Origin of the sequence: Moritella sp. 36 (assembly GCF_018219415.1) — a bacterium.
In the GTDB taxonomy this organism is placed as follows: domain Bacteria; phylum Pseudomonadota; class Gammaproteobacteria; order Enterobacterales; family Moritellaceae; genus Moritella.
In genome coordinates, this window is the sequence record NZ_CP056120.1 from 2,281,478 (window position 1) to 2,297,049 (window position 15,572).

Consider the following 15,572-nt stretch of genomic DNA (forward strand, 5'->3'; position numbering starts at 1 on the left):
GTATTTTATATGTTATGAATTAGTGGCTTATGAGGTTAAAGCTAATGACGGACATAACTGTAGATAAAGTACCTGTGGTTGACGGTAACGGTCGCCATTTGTTAATGATTAGATTCGCTAAACTATTCATTGCGTTTGGCATTCCGCTGTTTTTACTCTCTGTCCCCACCTCACAATTACCCTTTGATAACCTTAGTATTATTCAACATCGATTATTAGCCATTTTTGTCCTTGCTGCCTTGCTGTGGATCCTCGAACCTGTGCCTGTCTTTGCCACATCGATTTTAATTATAACGCTTGAGTTAGTGATGCTCTCAGATCAAGGGCTTTACAGTTTTCGTTTTTTTAATGATGGCATCGAACCCGCCACTAATATCGAGGGGCTGATGCATTATAACGATATTTTCGCTGCCTTTTCGTCACCGATTATTGTGTTGTTTTTAGGTGGTTTCTCACTTGCAATTGCAGCAAATAAATATGCTTTGGATACAAATCTAGCTAACGTATTATTAAAACCGTTTGGCACTAAACCCGCTATGATTATGCTTGGCTTGATGATGATCACTGCGTTGTTTTCTATGTTTATGTCAAACACGGCAACGACGGTGATGATGCTGTCCTTGTTAGGACCAATCCTGATGTCTGTGCCGAAAGAAGAAAAGGGTGTCAAAGCATTAGTATTAAGTGTGCCGATTGCTGCTAACCTTGGCGGGATCGCGACACCGATTGGTACGCCGCCGAATGCAATTGCGCTGCAGTATTTAGACCGTCTTTATAATGTAAGTTTTCTGGATTGGATGATGATTGGTTTGCCCTTTGTCATCGTGCTACTGGCTTTTGCATGGTGGTTATTACAAAAACTGTTTCCCTTTAGCGGTGACAGCTTACATTTACAGCTTGGCGGTGACTTTCAACGTAGTTGGCAAGCCATCGTGGTTTATATCACCTTTGCGTTAACGATTATCTTGTGGATGAGTACTGCTCTACATGGCATGAATACCTATGTTGTCGCGATTGTGCCACTGGCGATATTTACGTTAACTGGCATCATAGGTAAAGAAGAATTGAAGTTAATTAATTGGGATGTGTTATGGCTGGTTGCTGGTGGTATTGCGATTGGTATTGCATTAGATAAAACAGGGTTAGCGGGAGTGATGGCAAATGCGATTGATTACTCCGTGTTACCAGCCTTGTTAGTTATCTTGGTCATGTCTTTTGTGTGTTGGTTGATGGCAAATTTTATCTCAAATACCGCAACTGCGAATTTGTTAATGCCAATTGCAGCAGCGGTCGCAACATCGATGGATGACTTATCATTATTGGTGATGCTGGTTGTGGTGGCTTGTTCTGCGTCACTAGGAATGATATTACCTGTTTCAACGCCTCCTAATTCGTTGGCGTATGCAACTGGATTAGTTGCCAGCAAGGACATGGCAAGAGTGGGACTTATCATGGGACTTGCTGGTTTAGGACTCGTTTATACGGTTATTCTGTTTTTTGTTACTATCAGTTAGATTTAGTGATAATCAGTTAAATTGAGTGAGCAAATAGCTAAATTGAATCTGTAGCAGTTTCGCCTAGCGATTGTTGATGCACTATATTGACGATGTTACGCTGATTATCTAGCTCATATACCCAATCACATTGATTGGGAAGCGTGGCTAAACACTGCTCGGTAATACGCTGGAAATAAGCGGTGAAGTTACGGACCTCTGCACTTGTCATGAATGTTTCTTTTTGCTTATGGCCAGTATTTTCTTCAAGTGTTTGACGTTTGTTTTCCTGCTCTAATCGCCATGCTTGTACACTGTTAAAGCTGGGTGCTTTAAGCATGATCCAATGATCAATACGTTGATATAATTCCTGGTAGTTCTGCTTTAATTGTTGGTTAACATAACTGCGCCAAATTCCGTACTTGTCTTTTATTGCTTCTAATTTGTTGATCGGATAAATAAGCTCTTTCATTAACTGGGGTTGCACACCTAAACACCAACCTTCCAATATAATCACATCAATAGGGCGGTCAACAATTGGCCATTGTGATTGTGGGTAAGGGTTATCTGCAAACTTGTTAAATCTCGGTAATTTTACTGGTTCGCTTTCGCTTGCGCCTGCACACAGCTTATCTAATGTCACATTAGCAAGATTCATGTCGTGCGTGCCGGGAACACCGCGGGTACGCAGTAAAGGATGAACTTGGTTGGCCAGTTCGTTGCGCTGATGCCGACTGTAATAAAAGTCATCAAGTGATAATACCGCGACGTTTAAGTCAAACTCTGTGCTTAGGCGAGTACCTAGATAATCAGCAAGCGTTGACTTACCTGAACCTTGACAGCCATTAATACCAACGAGGAAGGTTTGTTTTGCTTGTTTTTGGTGCGCTACGATACTTAACAGTGCACTCGAAAAATTTTTTGATGCATGGGTTAAATAGTTTGCATCCAACTGGTGGCGCTGAATGAATTGGTCTAATACTGGCTTTGTCTTCATAGATCACCACTTTCTTTGAATTCACTGAATTTATATCATCAATAATAACTACAACATTTAAACAGTTTTTAATAAATATTTAAATAACTAATTATTCACATTCAACAACTATGCCAGTCTTAGTTCTAGTTATTTCTTGTTAATTGATCTGGATCTAATAATTTAATGGGTTCTTGACGTGTTAGGGCTGTGTGTTCTTCTGCTACTGAATAGCGGGTAAGATGAAGTAGGTCGATTAAGTGTTAGGAATAAGGTAAGCTGAAGCCTGTTAAATATTTGAAGTTGATTATGTTAAGCTTAACATGTGGTTAATTTGCATAATCTAATATTGAGTAGGATAAAATAATGTCATCTTTGGAAACGAATCGTTTACTACAAGATAAAATACTAAACGACGATTCACATGCTTGCGCTGTTAAACAGCTAAGTAACTTGGGTATCTCGGGCTTGATGACACTTGAAGCGATAGAATTCCAGATCCTTGAACTTGATGCTGTTCTCGTTAGCTGTCAGCAATTGCAAGATAGCTATTCACCGTTAATCACAAGTTTACCATCAAGGTTACATATTTGTTTTCAAGGTTCTGCAACCAGTCGCGAACAGCTTGCAGCATTGGTGAAGATTATCGAAAGTGCGCCACAAGCACTGTGGTCGTTAAGGGATGATAGTTTTAATTGTTATGAAATGGACTTTCGTTTGGCTGAATTACAACAGCTGTTAGCCATTTTAAAACCGTTAAATAAGAAACTCGCGCCGTTTGTAAATACTCATAAGTTAGGGTCTGCGAGTACACTGAGAAATCTTCAATGCTGTTTAGATAATGCAGGGATGTTTTGTTGGTTCTCATCTAAATGGCGTAATGCTAAGCAACAAGCATTAATCCTCGCAACAAATGAACAGCTAAAGCTTGATGACATTAAGCTGTTATTTCCAGCCATGATCAAATACGCTAATACTCAAGCACACTTTGATGAGCTGTTTGAACAAGCACCGATCTTAGCAACGTATCACAAGGGGTTGAATACTGATGTTGTGCCCCTGCTGGCGGTGCGCGAATGGTATAAAGATGTTGAGTTTGCAATGGCGGAGCATTTTGTGGGTGAAGCAGGGATCTTAGAGGGTTTATCTATTATTGATAAACAGAAAGCAGATAAGCTAGTTAAAATTTATCACGCAAGTTCAGTCTTGGTGATTAACAGCATAGATAAGCAAATGAGTAAGTTAAGATTAAGTTTCCCTGGTTATGAAGCTCTGCAACACGTTGATGCAGACTATGTCGCTGCGGTGTCTGAACTAAAAGCGATTATTGTTAATCAGTTAAGTGTTTTGAACGATGCGGGTGTTGATAGTCGTTCTTGTTTATCTGAGCTTTGAAAGCGCGGGATTTAAACACTTAATACCAAGAGTGTTGATCAGTATTGAAACTTTGCTAAGCCGGTTTGCACATTAATTGGTTTAGCGGGTTTGCTGTGTATGGGTTTTGCTAAAACCTGTGGTGGTAATGCCTTCAAGCTTAATGTTAACTATTCTCGATGCACTTCAAATATAACAAACTCTGAATTTTAGATATAAAAAAACCTCGCTCATTGAGCAAGGCTTCATTATTTGGTGCGTCCTACAAGATTCGAACTTGTGACATCTAGCATGTCGAGCTAGCGCTCTACCAACTGAGCTAAGGACGCGTTGTTTGTACCATTAAAAAATGGTGCTCGCTACAAGATTTGAACTTGTGACATCTAGCATGTCGAGCTAGCGCTCTACCAACTGAGCTAAGCGAGCATAATTTGGTATGTCGTTAAGACGAGACAAATATTAGCCCGCATCCAAATTATCGGCAAGTCTTTTTTAAATAATATCAGTCCTTTGCTTTAAAACTAAGCAGTTGGGTTGATATTTAGATCTTCTGACGGACCGAAGAATTCAAAATGGACATTTTCAGCCGGGATCCCTAATTTTGGTGCGAAGCCATTCATTGCTTGCATGAAAGGTTTTGGACCTAAGAAATAGAATTCTACATCACGATCATCACCGATTTTGTCTTCAAGCATGGCTAAGTTGATGAAACCTGTTGCATCTGGTTTACATTCTGATGTTGCATCACTGTAAACGAAGTAGGGTTTGATGTTTTCGTTTTCAGCTGCAAGGTTTGTTACATGGTCACGGAATGCATGTACCTTGGTGTTCATTGCTGCATGAATAAAGTGAATAGGGCGGTCTGTGCCTTTTAAGCTATTTAGCATGCTTATTGCTGGAGTAATACCAACGCCACCTGTTACCAGTACAACCGGTTTGTTGTTGTCTTTTAGGATGAAGTCGCCCGCAGGTGCTAATACGTGCAGTGTGTCACCCGCTTGAATACGATCGTGTAGGTAGTTCGATACGGCGCCACCTTCTTCACGTTTAACACTGATACGTAAGTACTCTGAGTTTGGTGAATCAGATAAACTGTATTGACGACGTGTTTCTTCACCATCAATGTTTAATACTAAGCCCAAAAATTGACCCGGTGTGAATGAAGGCGCTGGTTCACCATCGGTTGGCGTCAGGTAGAATGACATAATGTTATCGCTTTCAGCTGCTTTTGTAGTTACTCTAAATTCACGTTCACCACGCCACATGCCTTTTTCTTCTTCATTAGCAGAGTAAACAGCTTCTTCTGCCCCGATAAGTAGGTCAGCGAGTTGCCAGTATGCAAGTCCCCAAGCATCAATAACCTCATCTGTAGCGGCATCACCTAAAACAGCTTTGATCGCTTTTAATAAACATTCGCCAACAATTTCATAATGCGCAGGTTGAATATCAAGAACAACATGTTTATTTACAATTACACTTACCGCTTTTTCTAATACTGAAAGATTGTCAATATTAGCTGCATAAGCAACAAGTGCATTAGCTAATGCTTTAGGCTGAGCATTACCTGCTTGGTTTTTTTGGTTGAAGAAACGCTTTACTTCTGGATATTCTCTAAACATCAAAGGATAAAAATGCGCTGTAATATCATTGGCATGAACAGAAACAGCAGGGACAGTCGCTTTGATAATATCAATAGTGTGTTGCGTTAACATATTAGCTACCTTGTATAGGTTAGTGAAATAAATTGATCTACATCAATCTTTATGTTTGTTCTATTGCAGTAGTCGTGCCAAGTTTTTAAGTTGTTGTTTTTAATTGGTTTATTGTTTTTACTATGAGTTCGTTGTTATTATGACACGCGTATTTAGTTGTCAATAACACAACGCGGTGTCCAAATGACAACTGCATGTGTGTGAACTAAATGGAATTAAGTTTAATGTTCACCCGGTTTACCTTGTTGCCTGAAATTGCTAAGATGTTGTTCATAAAGGAGTTAAGATGAAATTGAATGTTACAGATGGCATCGAATTACTTTCTCTAGAGGAAGGTGATTCTTTAACTATATTAAATTTAGTTGAATCCAGTCGACCCCAATTAGGGATGTATCTCTATTGGGTTGATGGCGTCCGAGATGAAGTATCCGCTCATAAATACATAGTAGAACGTTTACATAGTGGCTTGCCAGGTTCTCGATGGTTCAAAATAAAATTCAATGCACAAGTTTGTGGTGTCTTTGCTATTAAGTCTATTTCAACTGAGAGTGGTGTTGCTGAGGTCGGCTATTGGCTATCACATGCTGTGCATGGTAATGGAATCATGACTAAAATCATTGCACATTTACCTTCTTTTTTGTTAGAGAGTACTGATGCAAAAATAATTGAATTTAGGTGTCTTGAAAAGAATATTGCGAGTATTAGTGTGGCAAAAAAATCGGGTGCGGAGTTAGTGGGTTCAATACCTAACTACATGAATGCAGGTAATGAAAATCAGGACTTACATATATACCAGCTGCAATTGCAAGCCTGACATATAGCAATAGGTATCACGCATTGATAATTTAAGCGCTAATAACCACCTGTAATGGTTGACTTACTTTGCTTTGGCCGGATACCTCATACAGCGAAGGAACAAAATGAAATTGATAATTAGAGACGTTCAAAAAGAAGATTCACAAGGAATTATCAACATATTGAACCCTATCGTAGAGGCTGGTCTTTATACGATTCTCGACACAACCTTTTCACTTGAAGAGGAAGAAAAATTTATCCAGGACTTCCCTGAAAGAGGGGTCTTTAATGTTGCAGTCAGCTTAGAAGAATCAAACGTTGTAGGCTTTCAAAACGTAGAACCTTTTGCAACGTATACCCATGCCTTTGATCATGTCGGCATCATCGGCACCTATGTTGATAGTAGCTATAGAAGACAGAGTATTGCATCCAGCTTATTTAACGCCACGTTTGAACGAGCAAGATCCAAAGGTTATGAGAAATTGTTTGCTTATGTTCGGAATGATAACCAAGATGCATTGGCAACCTATCTAAAACAGGGATTTGAAGTTATTGGCATAGCTAAAAAACACGCTAAGATAGATGGTAAATATATAGATGAAGTGCTTATAGAAAAACTCTTGTAGGGTAATTTTAAAGTTTGGACTCAATTATTGTTGAGCTCAATTATTAACCTTCCTCAATGACTGAGGAAGGTTTCGTTATTGACTTAAGACTTGCAAAGCTCGGCAACGACTTTCAATCGACGGGCTGGTTCTGCGACAAACGGATTGGTTTTATCCCACGCATAACCTGCTAAAATCGAACAGATCATTTGTTTGATCTTCGGATTAGGATTTTCGTGTAAAACCACATCTTGGAATTCACCACTATACCAGCCTTCAACATAACAACGGAATGCGTTAACACCGGTCATGAGCGTATCTGAATACTCCATTTGCCAATTAACGGTTTCATTGTTGAACTGTTTTATTAATAAGTCAGTTGCAAGCTCAGCTGATTTCATCGCAATCGTCACACCAGACGAGAATACCGGGTCTAAAAACTCACCCGCATTACCAAGCAAAGCATAATGGCGATCAAACAACTTAGTCACGTTAGCAGAATAACCCATGATAGAGCCACAAGCGTTAGGGTAGTTTGCTTGTGCAAGTAACGCCGCTAGGTTGTGCTCTTCTTTGGCTAATTGCTTTAACGCTTCAATGTGGTCATCAGGATAGTTGGCAAAGAATTCTGGTTCACCTACTACACCAAACGAGCAACTTCCATTACTAAATGGAATGAGCCAATACCAAACCTTACTGTCGTCTGGATGCACGGAAATTAAGATCTTATTACGGTCAAAGTGATTGGCAGTAATGTTATCTTCAATATGGGTAAAGATAGCGCGTCTTGGAGGCAGAGTTGATGGTTCTTCCAGTCCGAGTAAGCGAGGCAATACACGACCAAAACCGCTGGCATCAAGGATAAAATCAGCTTCTATTTCATAGCTATTTTGATTTTTATCTAAGACGGTTAATAATGGTTTTTCTCTCCTAATATCAACGTTTTTAACTTCGTGCTCATAGCTAATCGTGACGCCTTGTTGCTCTGCACAATCGGCAAGCAATTTGTCAAAGTGTCCACGCTGTACCTGGAATGTAGTACCTTCACCTGCGGTGTATTTATCGGTGAAATCAAACTCAGTGTATTTGCCAGAAGCATGAAAAGCAGCGCCATTTTTAAATTGGAAACCAGCAGCGTTGACAGCATCAAACATATCGGCTTTTTTAAGTGATTCCATACACGCTGGCAATAAACTCTCGCCAATAGAAAAACGTGGGAATATTGATTTTTCGATAATAGTTGCGTTAATGCCTTGCTTGTTTAGTAGTGCAGCAGCGAGCGAGCCTGAAGGGCCTGCGCCAATAATGACGACATGTGCTGGTTGTGTTGAAGACACAAAAATTCCTTATTATATCGAGTATTAGCTCGGCAGATTGAGTTAGTAAAATATTTTATATGCTGATTTTATCACATGTTCGATACTTGGTTAAAATCTTTAAGTAAATCGATAAATATAGTTGATATAAATCAAGCTAGGCTGGTGTATTTATAGCTCTAAGGTGGTTATTTAACTCCTTGCTTTTTATAAAAATATAATTGTAGTATTTTATGTTGTCACTATGACTACTCAGTGCTATAACTAATACTTATTGAATGACCGATTTAAGGACTAGTTACAATGGAAAATCTCCGTTTTATCGAGAGCATAGATACGATTATCTATGACCTTTCTCGAGAACTACCTAAGCACCAAAGATATAACCGATTATTGCAGTCATGGCGGGATATTTTTTCATGTGACGCGTGTGTATTACTCAAGCTGGAAGGCGATAATTTGGTGCCTAAATCGGCTAACGGTTTACAAATAGAAGCAATGGGGCGACATTTTCCCATTGCAGAACATCCAAGATTTGAGCAGATTCTAGCTAACTACGAAAATGAAGTACAAAAAAAAGTACTCCGTTTTGATGCTGCCTGTGATCTACCCGATCCTTATGACGGCTTGATCCAAACGCCAGATGGACAACTTAATGTCCACGATTGTATGGGCGCGGTTTTAGTGATTGATAACAAGCCGTGGGGTATTGTCACTATGGATGCGCTTAATCCACAACGCTTCGATTCTCTCGACCCACAAATCCTGAATTCCATGATTGGCTTGACCGAAGCTGTGATAAAAACCGCCAACTTAATCTTTGCATTAGACCAAAGAGTGCAACGCCAAGAGCAAGTGACTGCGAGTTTAATTAGCGAGAAGTTCAGTGAGGAAATGATCGGCTCAAGTTCAGCGATGAACATGCTTAATTTAGAAATAGACTTAGTGGCTGACTCTGACTTAGCGGCATTAATATATGGTGAATCTGGTTCGGGTAAAGAGCTAGTCGCGCGTCGAATTCATATGGCATCAAAACGTGCCAATGAAGCATTAATTACAGTTAACTGCGCTGCATTACCCGAAACCATGGTCGAAAGTGAGCTATTTGGCCATGTCGCTGGTGCATTTACTGGCGCAACTAAAAACCGTTTGGGTAAATTTGAACTTGCCGATGGTGGCACGTTATTTTTAGATGAAATTGGTGAATTACCTATGTCTATTCAAGCCAAATTATTACGCGTTATTCAATTTGGTGAACTCCAACGTTTAGGCAGTGATAAGCCACATAAGGTTGATGTGCGTTTAATTACAGCGACGAACCGAGACTTAGCGAAAGAGGTTGCAGAAGGACGTTTTAGAGATGACTTATACCATCGCTTAACTGTGTATCCCTTAAAAGTACCAAGCTTACGCGAACGTGGTAACGATATTTTGTTATTAGCAGGTAATTTCCTTGCTAAGATCCAACGTAAAGTCGGTATTAATAATTTAACGTTAGCCAAAGATGCAGAGCGTGCATTATTGGCGTATGAATGGCCAGGTAATGTGCGTGAGCTTGAGCATCTATTAAGTCGAGCCTCGTTACGTGCAGCAGCTCGTAACCGCAAAGATGAGCGTGTTGTGATACTCGAAAGCAGTGATTTAGATATACAAACAGCCAATGATAGTAATCAATTAACGTCTTCTTTATCGATGAATAGATCGGCTGCTATGTCGGTTGATAGCAATGTTGAACAAGGCGAAATTGTGATTAGCCCGAGTGCCAATGATAATAACCTAAAACAAATAACCGACGATTTTCAGACTCAGTTTATCAAAAGTATGTTAGCTGAAAATAATGGTAATTCGGCGGCAACGGCACGCGCGATTGGGGTTGATAGAAGTAATTTACATCGCTTGATGAAGCGACTTGATATTCAGTAAGCCATCGCGTTTACTTGATTAAACGTCATCGAAGTTGTATAAAAAAGGCGGTAGTGATCTGAATCACTACCGCCTTTTAATTATTTTATTATGTTTAGTACTAACCAAACAGCAATATTGATTAGGCTGCTGTCGCTAACTCAACTGTATGATCTTGCGTTGTTTTCTTATAAACACTTGCAAGTTTAATCGATAACAATATTGCCGCCATTGTTAGACCTGAAATAAATCCAATCCAGAAACCAGCTGCGCCCATTGCTGGTACAATTAAATCTGTTAATGCCAGCGTATAACCAATAGTCATGCCCACAGCCCAATAAGAGAATAGGGTGATGTAAAAGATCACACTTGTTTCTTTATAACCACGTAATGCACCAGCAGCAATAACCTGAACTGCATCTGAAATTTGATACACAGCGGCAATCAACATTAAACCTGTTGCAATATTAATGGTGGTCATGTCTTCGGTATAAATTTCTGCAATCTCGTTACGCAGTATAATGGTGAAGATCGCAGTAATCACAGAAAAACCAACACCCATCCACATCGCAGTGATACTGGCAAACTTCGCTTGTAGTGGTTTTTTCTCCCCAACATATTGGCCAACGGTAATTGTCGCTGCAATACCAATACTAAGTGGTAGCATGAAGACCATTGATGAGAAGTTTAACGCAACCTGATGTGCTGCAACCGTAATCGCGCCAAGTGGCGCTAACAGAATAGACACAACTGCAAATAAAGTTACTTCACAGAACATAGATGCGGCAATTGGGAAACCAACACTAATGATGTGCGACATTTCTTTTTTATCGATACCATAAACTTGATCGAATAATTTGATCTCTTTAAAGTCTTTATGGAAGTAGCTATAAGCAATCATCGAAAAAAACATAGCAACAAATACTAATGCAGATGCAACAGCACAACCAACGCCACCCAGTGCAGGCATACCAAAGTGACCATTAATGAAGATGTAGTTTGCAGGTACGTTTACCATGATACCAATTAAACCAATCACCATGGTTGGTTTGGTAATGCCTAGACCTTCATGGTAACTACGAAATACTTGATAACCACATGCAAAAGGCAATGCTAATGAAATAACACGTAAATAACCTGTTGTTAGCTCAGCTAATCTATCTTCAACATGCATGAATTCAAGGACCATAGGGCTGTAATACAGTAGCGCCATCATAGGCAGAAAGGTGATTAATACAAACCAGATACCTTGTTGAACCACTTGTGCAATTTGATTTTTCTTTTTAGCGCCATAAAGTTGCGCTACGATAGGGGTGACCGCCATTAAAATGCCGATCAAAAACATGAGTACTGGGAACCAAATACTGTTGGCGATCGCGACCGCCGCCATGTCTGTTGCACTTACTGCGCCAGCCATTACGGTATCAACAAAGCCCATGACAGTGAACGCAAGTTGTGCGATCAAAATTGGAACCATTAATTTAAATAATTTAGAAACCTCAGATCGATATTTCTGCACTGCTACTCCGAATATTTTTGGGGTTGTTATATTGTGTATTCTAAGAATTGATGTTGCTGAAAACGAAAGAAGTGATTATGAATGTTGTGATATTCGCGTTCGTGAGGGTATACCTGATCCAGCTAGAAGCATAATAATCCTTTATGGCTAGCATTTAAAGATGTATTTAAATTTATTTTATTCGATATTAACATCAAGTTATTAACTAGATGAATTATCTAAACTAACACGATATAGTTAGGTATATTCGTTTAAGTAGTGATAAAGGTCATTTATGTTTACTGGTATTGTACAAAGAAAAGCAAAGATTATTAGTATCGAAAAAAAAGAGCAATTACATACGTTAGAAGTTGCGCTAGATAAAGTACATCAAGACGGTTTAGTTATCGGTGCAAGTATCGCGAATAACGGTACATGCTTGACGGTAGTAAAAATGAATGATGACAGTGTTTGCTTTGACGTGATTGAAGAAACACTTAAAGTAACGAATCTTGTCGACCTTGAAGTAGGCGATGAAGTTAATCTAGAACGCGCTGCAAAATTTGGTGATGAGATTGGCGGGCATCTATTGTCGGGTCATGTACATACACAAGCTGAAATTGTCACCATTAATCGTACTGAAACTAACTGCGATATCTGCTTTAAAATAGCCCAAGAATGGCAAAAATACGTATTACCAAAAGGCTTCATCTCAATTGATGGTATCAGCCTCACATTAGGTGATGTAGCAGACGGTCATTTTTGGGTTCATTTAATACCAGAAACGTTAGCCGTAACGAACCTAGGCAGTCGTCGTATTGGTCAGTTTGTAAACATTGAAATTGACAGCCAGACACAAGCGATTGTTGATACTGTCGAACGTATGATGGCAAATAAGTAATTAACGTTACCTTATAGTTGATAGAAAATAGCATCATAAGAGCGATATTCAGGCTTAGCAGTTTTTTCAAACATGCCGCATCGCTCTAAATTCACACACTCTCTAATACGACCTTATTTATACAATTTGTATTCAAAAGCATTTTATTTAAAGCTTCGTATTTAAAATATTTGCTCATCATCCGCATCAATAAATAATTCAAATTTTTCATGAGCTTGATCATGCAATAATTTAAAGTGAATACTATTGCAGCAGGCACTGCACTCATCATAAAAATCTTGCTCGCCATTGCTGGCATCAATATCCGCCGTGATAAATTTACCACAATGTGGACACACAACTGTTCTATGGGAAAATTGTTTCATGATAACCTCCGCAGGTTATATATCGCATCCTCTAAGCTTATTTTAGCTGAAGATTGTACTTTTGCATGTTTGGAGTATTAGGCATGGGTAACGATGAAAATAGGTACTGACATATCTCGATATCAGTACCAAAAAATGGATGTTATGTGGTTATACTAGAGCATACAACTGAGTAGGTAAGGGTATAGCATCGGCGCAATAATAGATGTTAATACGCCACTAATGAGTAATGCTGTGGTGCTAAACGCACCGTGAGTATGACTCAGTTCCATCGCCTTAGAAGTGCCAATAACATGTGAACCTGCACCAATAGCAAGTCCTTGGGCTTCGGGGGTGTGAATTCGTAAATGTTTCAATAAAAATGGTGCGCAGACGTTACCAAATATACCGACCATAATAACCATGATCGCAGAAATAGCTGGGATCCCACCGATCGTTTCGCTAATTGCCATTGCTATTGGCATGGTTACTGCCTTAGGTGCTGCTGAGGCCACAATTTCAGGTGGAGCTGAAAAGCTAATGGCGACGAATACGGTAACGACCAACCCGATAATTACGCCAGCACTACAGGCAATTAATATGGGTACTATTTTTGCCTTAACGTGGACAAATTGTTGATATAAGGGGAAGGCGAGGGCAATAACGGCAGGTTCGAGCAAACGCGTTAATATCGTTGTACCTTGTTCGTATTCTTCAAGCTTAAATCCAAATACCATCATGATGGTAATTAACATGCCAATACAAAGCAGGATTGGATTAAAGATCGCAAGTGCGGTTTTCTTATAAATCCATTGCGCAAAAAAATAGATAACAAGGGTTAATGGGATAGCTAAATATACGATCATTTATCACCACCTTGTTTTTTATTTAGTGCTTTATTTGATTTGGTGGCACTTGCTCGATTAAAAAAACAATAGGTATGTCCAACGGTAAAAAAGATAACAACAGTACCAATGAAACTCGCCATGATGAGGGGCAGCAAGTTTTGTTGCACTAAATCAAAGTAACCCATGAGGGCAACACCTGCAGGTACAAATAAGATACCTATGTGACGATTAAGTTGAAAGCATACTTTTGCTACATACTTTTGCTTTAGCATGCCACTGCTTAATGCGATAAATAAAAGTAATAAGCCGATGATACTTGAGGGAAATTCAACGGGTAATAGCATGCTAATAACACGCCCTAAAACCACAAAACAAAAAATGGTGAAAATATTGTACAGCCATATTTTCATTGATTACCTACCTACTAATTATGCGATTGCTAAGCAATTACTGTGCGATCGAAAGCGCCCTATATAAAATGTTAAAAATATACAGGGCAGATGATACAATAAACGTTACTTGAAGTTTATTAGGTTATAAAAATGCAGTATCCGGTTAATGAAATTTTTGAAACAGTACAAGGTGAAGGCCATTTTACTGGTTATCCCGTTATCTTTATTCGCCTACAAGGATGCGATGTAGGTTGTTCGTGGTGTGATACCAAACAAACTTGGGCTGTTGATCCCGAGATGCAAGTGTCACAACAAACGGTGAACAAAGCTTGCGATGATAAACCACATTGGGCGAACTTTACTGCACAAGAATTCATTGCCATGATACAAAAAAACGGTTTTGTTGCAAAGCATATTGTGATTTCGGGTGGTGAACCTTGCCAATATGACCTTGTCGAATTAACGCGTGAATTAGAACAAGCAGGATATTTCTGCCAAATTGAGACTTCGGGAACATCCGAAGTTCGCGCAACAGACACGACTTGGGTGACAGTATCACCAAAGATCCAGATGAAAGGTCAGCTACCGGTTCTACAGAGTGCACTGCGTCGTGCAAATGAAATTAAACATGTGATCGCAATGGAAAAACACATTGAAGAGCTGGACGAGCTAATTGCGAATATAGACACTACGGACAAGATTATGTGTTTACAGCCTATCTCACAGCAAAAACGTGCAACAGACTTAGCGATCAAGCTATGTATTGAACGTAACTGGAAACTGTCTGTTCAAATGCATAAATACATCTTTATCGATTAAGTTGTGTTACATGTGTTGATATTCGCCTACCTTCTGCTCTATTTATCTGTAGCAGGGGATGGCGGCATAACGCATCGCTAAAATAGAAATCAAGTTGGCATGACAAAATCATCGCCATCTAGTATCAATAAGTATTAATAGAAAGTAGGGACAGGTATGAATCATTTTGATACATCAGACGCCGGACTAATCGATCGCTTTAAACAACGTGAAGAAACCTTATTACATAGTGATTTTTCACAATCTCCGATGCGGCTTGATGAGGTCTTACACCCTGAGTTATTTGAGATATCACCAATAGGAACTTATACTTCACGTAGCGAGATAGTGGCATGGTTATTAGCCAAGTCAGCGACGCAACGTTGGAGCTTGACTCAGTTTAAAGTTGTTGAGTTAGCTGCAGATACAATGCTGGTTTGTTATCAAGCGAATTCGATTAACGATGGTAAGGTAAAAGAAACAGGCAGTTTACGTAGTTCAATTTGGCGTTTTAACAACCAACAATGGCGGCTTCAATTCCACCAAGCAACAAAAAACTGACAAGCATGTATATTAATTCATTCATATCTCCCCCACTTATCTAATACTATTTCTCTG

Annotated in this window: 15 protein-coding genes and 2 tRNA genes; 8 read left to right on the top strand and 9 right to left on the bottom strand. The window is 39.4% G+C overall.

Annotated elements, in window-relative coordinates; all coding sequences use genetic code 11:
• Positions 1-44 precede the first annotated feature (44 nt).
• On the top strand, positions 45-1,514 hold the full coding sequence (locus HWV03_RS10260) for an SLC13 family permease (RefSeq protein WP_211679608.1): 1,470 nt from the start codon (positions 45-47) through the stop codon (positions 1,512-1,514).
• A 37-nt stretch (positions 1,515-1,551) separates the two neighbouring features.
• Here the strand turns inward: HWV03_RS10260 and HWV03_RS10265 are convergent, their stop codons facing one another.
• Positions 1,552-2,490 carry a hypothetical protein gene (locus HWV03_RS10265; protein ID WP_211679609.1) on the bottom strand — a complete coding sequence of 313 codons (939 nt, stop codon included), beginning with the start codon at positions 2,488-2,490 and terminating at the stop codon, positions 1,552-1,554.
• Positions 2,491-2,835: 345 nt separating this feature from the next.
• Here HWV03_RS10265 and HWV03_RS10270 point away from each other — a divergent pair, with 345 nt between their 5' ends.
• A complete protein-coding gene (locus HWV03_RS10270; RefSeq protein ID WP_211679610.1) occupies positions 2,836-3,864 on the top strand; it encodes a hypothetical protein in 1,029 nt (342 codons plus the stop codon).
• A gap of 232 nt (positions 3,865-4,096) precedes the next feature.
• Here the strand turns inward: HWV03_RS10270 and HWV03_RS10275 are convergent.
• From HWV03_RS10275 to hmpA, 3 genes are all read right to left on the bottom strand, one after another.
• Positions 4,097-4,172, bottom strand: a tRNA-Val gene (locus HWV03_RS10275).
• 21 nt (positions 4,173-4,193) lie between these two features.
• A tRNA-Val gene (locus tag HWV03_RS10280) sits at positions 4,194-4,269 on the bottom strand.
• 95 nt (positions 4,270-4,364) lie between these two features.
• A complete protein-coding gene (hmpA, locus tag HWV03_RS10285; RefSeq protein ID WP_211679611.1) occupies positions 4,365-5,555 on the bottom strand; it encodes an NO-inducible flavohemoprotein in 1,191 nt (396 codons plus the stop codon).
• A gap of 286 nt (positions 5,556-5,841) precedes the next feature.
• Between hmpA and HWV03_RS10290 the strand changes: the two genes are divergently transcribed.
• A complete protein-coding gene (locus tag HWV03_RS10290) occupies positions 5,842-6,369 on the top strand; it encodes a GNAT family N-acetyltransferase (protein WP_211679612.1) in 528 nt (175 codons plus the stop codon).
• A gap of 106 nt (positions 6,370-6,475) precedes the next feature.
• Complete coding sequence (locus HWV03_RS10295) at positions 6,476-6,976, top strand: GNAT family N-acetyltransferase (protein WP_211679613.1); 501 nt, start codon at positions 6,476-6,478, stop codon at positions 6,974-6,976.
• Positions 6,977-7,059: 83 nt separating this feature from the next.
• Here HWV03_RS10295 and HWV03_RS10300 read toward each other — a convergent pair whose 3' ends face one another.
• The gene (locus HWV03_RS10300) at positions 7,060-8,292 is read right to left on the bottom strand and encodes an NAD(P)/FAD-dependent oxidoreductase (RefSeq protein WP_211679614.1); all 1,233 of its coding nucleotides are present in this window, start codon (positions 8,290-8,292) and stop codon (positions 7,060-7,062) included.
• A gap of 282 nt (positions 8,293-8,574) precedes the next feature.
• Here HWV03_RS10300 and norR point away from each other — a divergent pair, with 282 nt between their 5' ends.
• Complete coding sequence (gene norR / locus HWV03_RS10305) at positions 8,575-10,194, top strand: nitric oxide reductase transcriptional regulator NorR (RefSeq protein ID WP_211679615.1); 1,620 nt, start codon at positions 8,575-8,577, stop codon at positions 10,192-10,194.
• 121 nt (positions 10,195-10,315) lie between these two features.
• Here the strand turns inward: norR and HWV03_RS10310 are convergent, their stop codons facing one another.
• Positions 10,316-11,692: an MATE family efflux transporter gene (locus tag HWV03_RS10310; RefSeq protein WP_211679616.1), complete on the bottom strand. Its 1,377-nt coding sequence runs from the start codon at positions 11,690-11,692 to the stop codon at positions 10,316-10,318.
• Between the two features lie 274 nt (positions 11,693-11,966).
• Between HWV03_RS10310 and HWV03_RS10315 the strand changes: the two genes are divergently transcribed.
• Positions 11,967-12,572, top strand: coding sequence for a riboflavin synthase subunit alpha (locus tag HWV03_RS10315; protein WP_211679617.1), 606 nt, complete (start codon positions 11,967-11,969; stop codon positions 12,570-12,572).
• A gap of 161 nt (positions 12,573-12,733) precedes the next feature.
• Here HWV03_RS10315 and HWV03_RS10320 read toward each other — a convergent pair whose 3' ends face one another.
• The 3 genes from HWV03_RS10320 to HWV03_RS10330 form a co-directional block, all read right to left on the bottom strand.
• Complete coding sequence (locus HWV03_RS10320; RefSeq protein ID WP_211675292.1) at positions 12,734-12,937, bottom strand: CPXCG motif-containing cysteine-rich protein; 204 nt, start codon at positions 12,935-12,937, stop codon at positions 12,734-12,736.
• 155 nt (positions 12,938-13,092) lie between these two features.
• Positions 13,093-13,782 (bottom strand): LrgB family protein, encoded by a 690-nt coding sequence (locus HWV03_RS10325; RefSeq protein WP_211679618.1) that lies wholly within the window; start codon positions 13,780-13,782, stop codon positions 13,093-13,095.
• Entirely contained in the window at positions 13,779-14,174 is a 396-nt protein-coding gene (locus HWV03_RS10330) for a CidA/LrgA family protein (protein WP_211679619.1), read from the bottom strand. The genes HWV03_RS10325 and HWV03_RS10330 overlap by 4 nt, the downstream gene beginning before the upstream one ends.
• A gap of 132 nt (positions 14,175-14,306) precedes the next feature.
• On the opposite strand from HWV03_RS10330, the gene queE reads away from it, so the two are divergent.
• Both queE and HWV03_RS10340 read left to right on the top strand, forming a co-directional pair.
• Positions 14,307-14,975 (top strand): 7-carboxy-7-deazaguanine synthase QueE, encoded by a 669-nt coding sequence (gene queE / locus HWV03_RS10335; RefSeq protein WP_211679620.1) that lies wholly within the window; start codon positions 14,307-14,309, stop codon positions 14,973-14,975.
• Between the two features lie 156 nt (positions 14,976-15,131).
• Complete coding sequence (locus HWV03_RS10340; RefSeq protein WP_211679621.1) at positions 15,132-15,515, top strand: nuclear transport factor 2 family protein; 384 nt, start codon at positions 15,132-15,134, stop codon at positions 15,513-15,515.
• Positions 15,516-15,572 lie beyond the last annotated feature (57 nt).

Excerpts from the sequence above, each read along its gene's own strand:
- HWV03_RS10260 (WP_211679608.1), top strand. The coding sequence starts at position 45 with ATGACGGACATAACTGTAGATAAAGTACCTGTGGTTGACGGTAACGGT.
- HWV03_RS10265 (WP_211679609.1), bottom strand. The coding sequence starts at position 2,490 with ATGAAGACAAAGCCAGTATTAGACCAATTCATTCAGCGCCACCAGTTG.
- HWV03_RS10270 (WP_211679610.1), top strand. The coding sequence starts at position 2,836 with ATGTCATCTTTGGAAACGAATCGTTTACTACAAGATAAAATACTAAAC.
- hmpA (WP_211679611.1), bottom strand. The coding sequence starts at position 5,555 with ATGTTAACGCAACACACTATTGATATTATCAAAGCGACTGTCCCTGCT.
- HWV03_RS10290 (WP_211679612.1), top strand. The coding sequence starts at position 5,842 with ATGAAATTGAATGTTACAGATGGCATCGAATTACTTTCTCTAGAGGAA.
- HWV03_RS10295 (WP_211679613.1), top strand. The coding sequence starts at position 6,476 with ATGAAATTGATAATTAGAGACGTTCAAAAAGAAGATTCACAAGGAATT.
- norR (WP_211679615.1), top strand. The coding sequence starts at position 8,575 with ATGGAAAATCTCCGTTTTATCGAGAGCATAGATACGATTATCTATGAC.
- HWV03_RS10315 (WP_211679617.1), top strand. The coding sequence starts at position 11,967 with ATGTTTACTGGTATTGTACAAAGAAAAGCAAAGATTATTAGTATCGAA.
- HWV03_RS10320 (WP_211675292.1), bottom strand. The coding sequence starts at position 12,937 with ATGAAACAATTTTCCCATAGAACAGTTGTGTGTCCACATTGTGGTAAA.
- HWV03_RS10325 (WP_211679618.1), bottom strand. The coding sequence starts at position 13,782 with ATGATCGTATATTTAGCTATCCCATTAACCCTTGTTATCTATTTTTTT.
- HWV03_RS10330 (WP_211679619.1), bottom strand. The coding sequence starts at position 14,174 with ATGAAAATATGGCTGTACAATATTTTCACCATTTTTTGTTTTGTGGTT.
- queE (WP_211679620.1), top strand. The coding sequence starts at position 14,307 with ATGCAGTATCCGGTTAATGAAATTTTTGAAACAGTACAAGGTGAAGGC.
- HWV03_RS10340 (WP_211679621.1), top strand. The coding sequence starts at position 15,132 with ATGAATCATTTTGATACATCAGACGCCGGACTAATCGATCGCTTTAAA.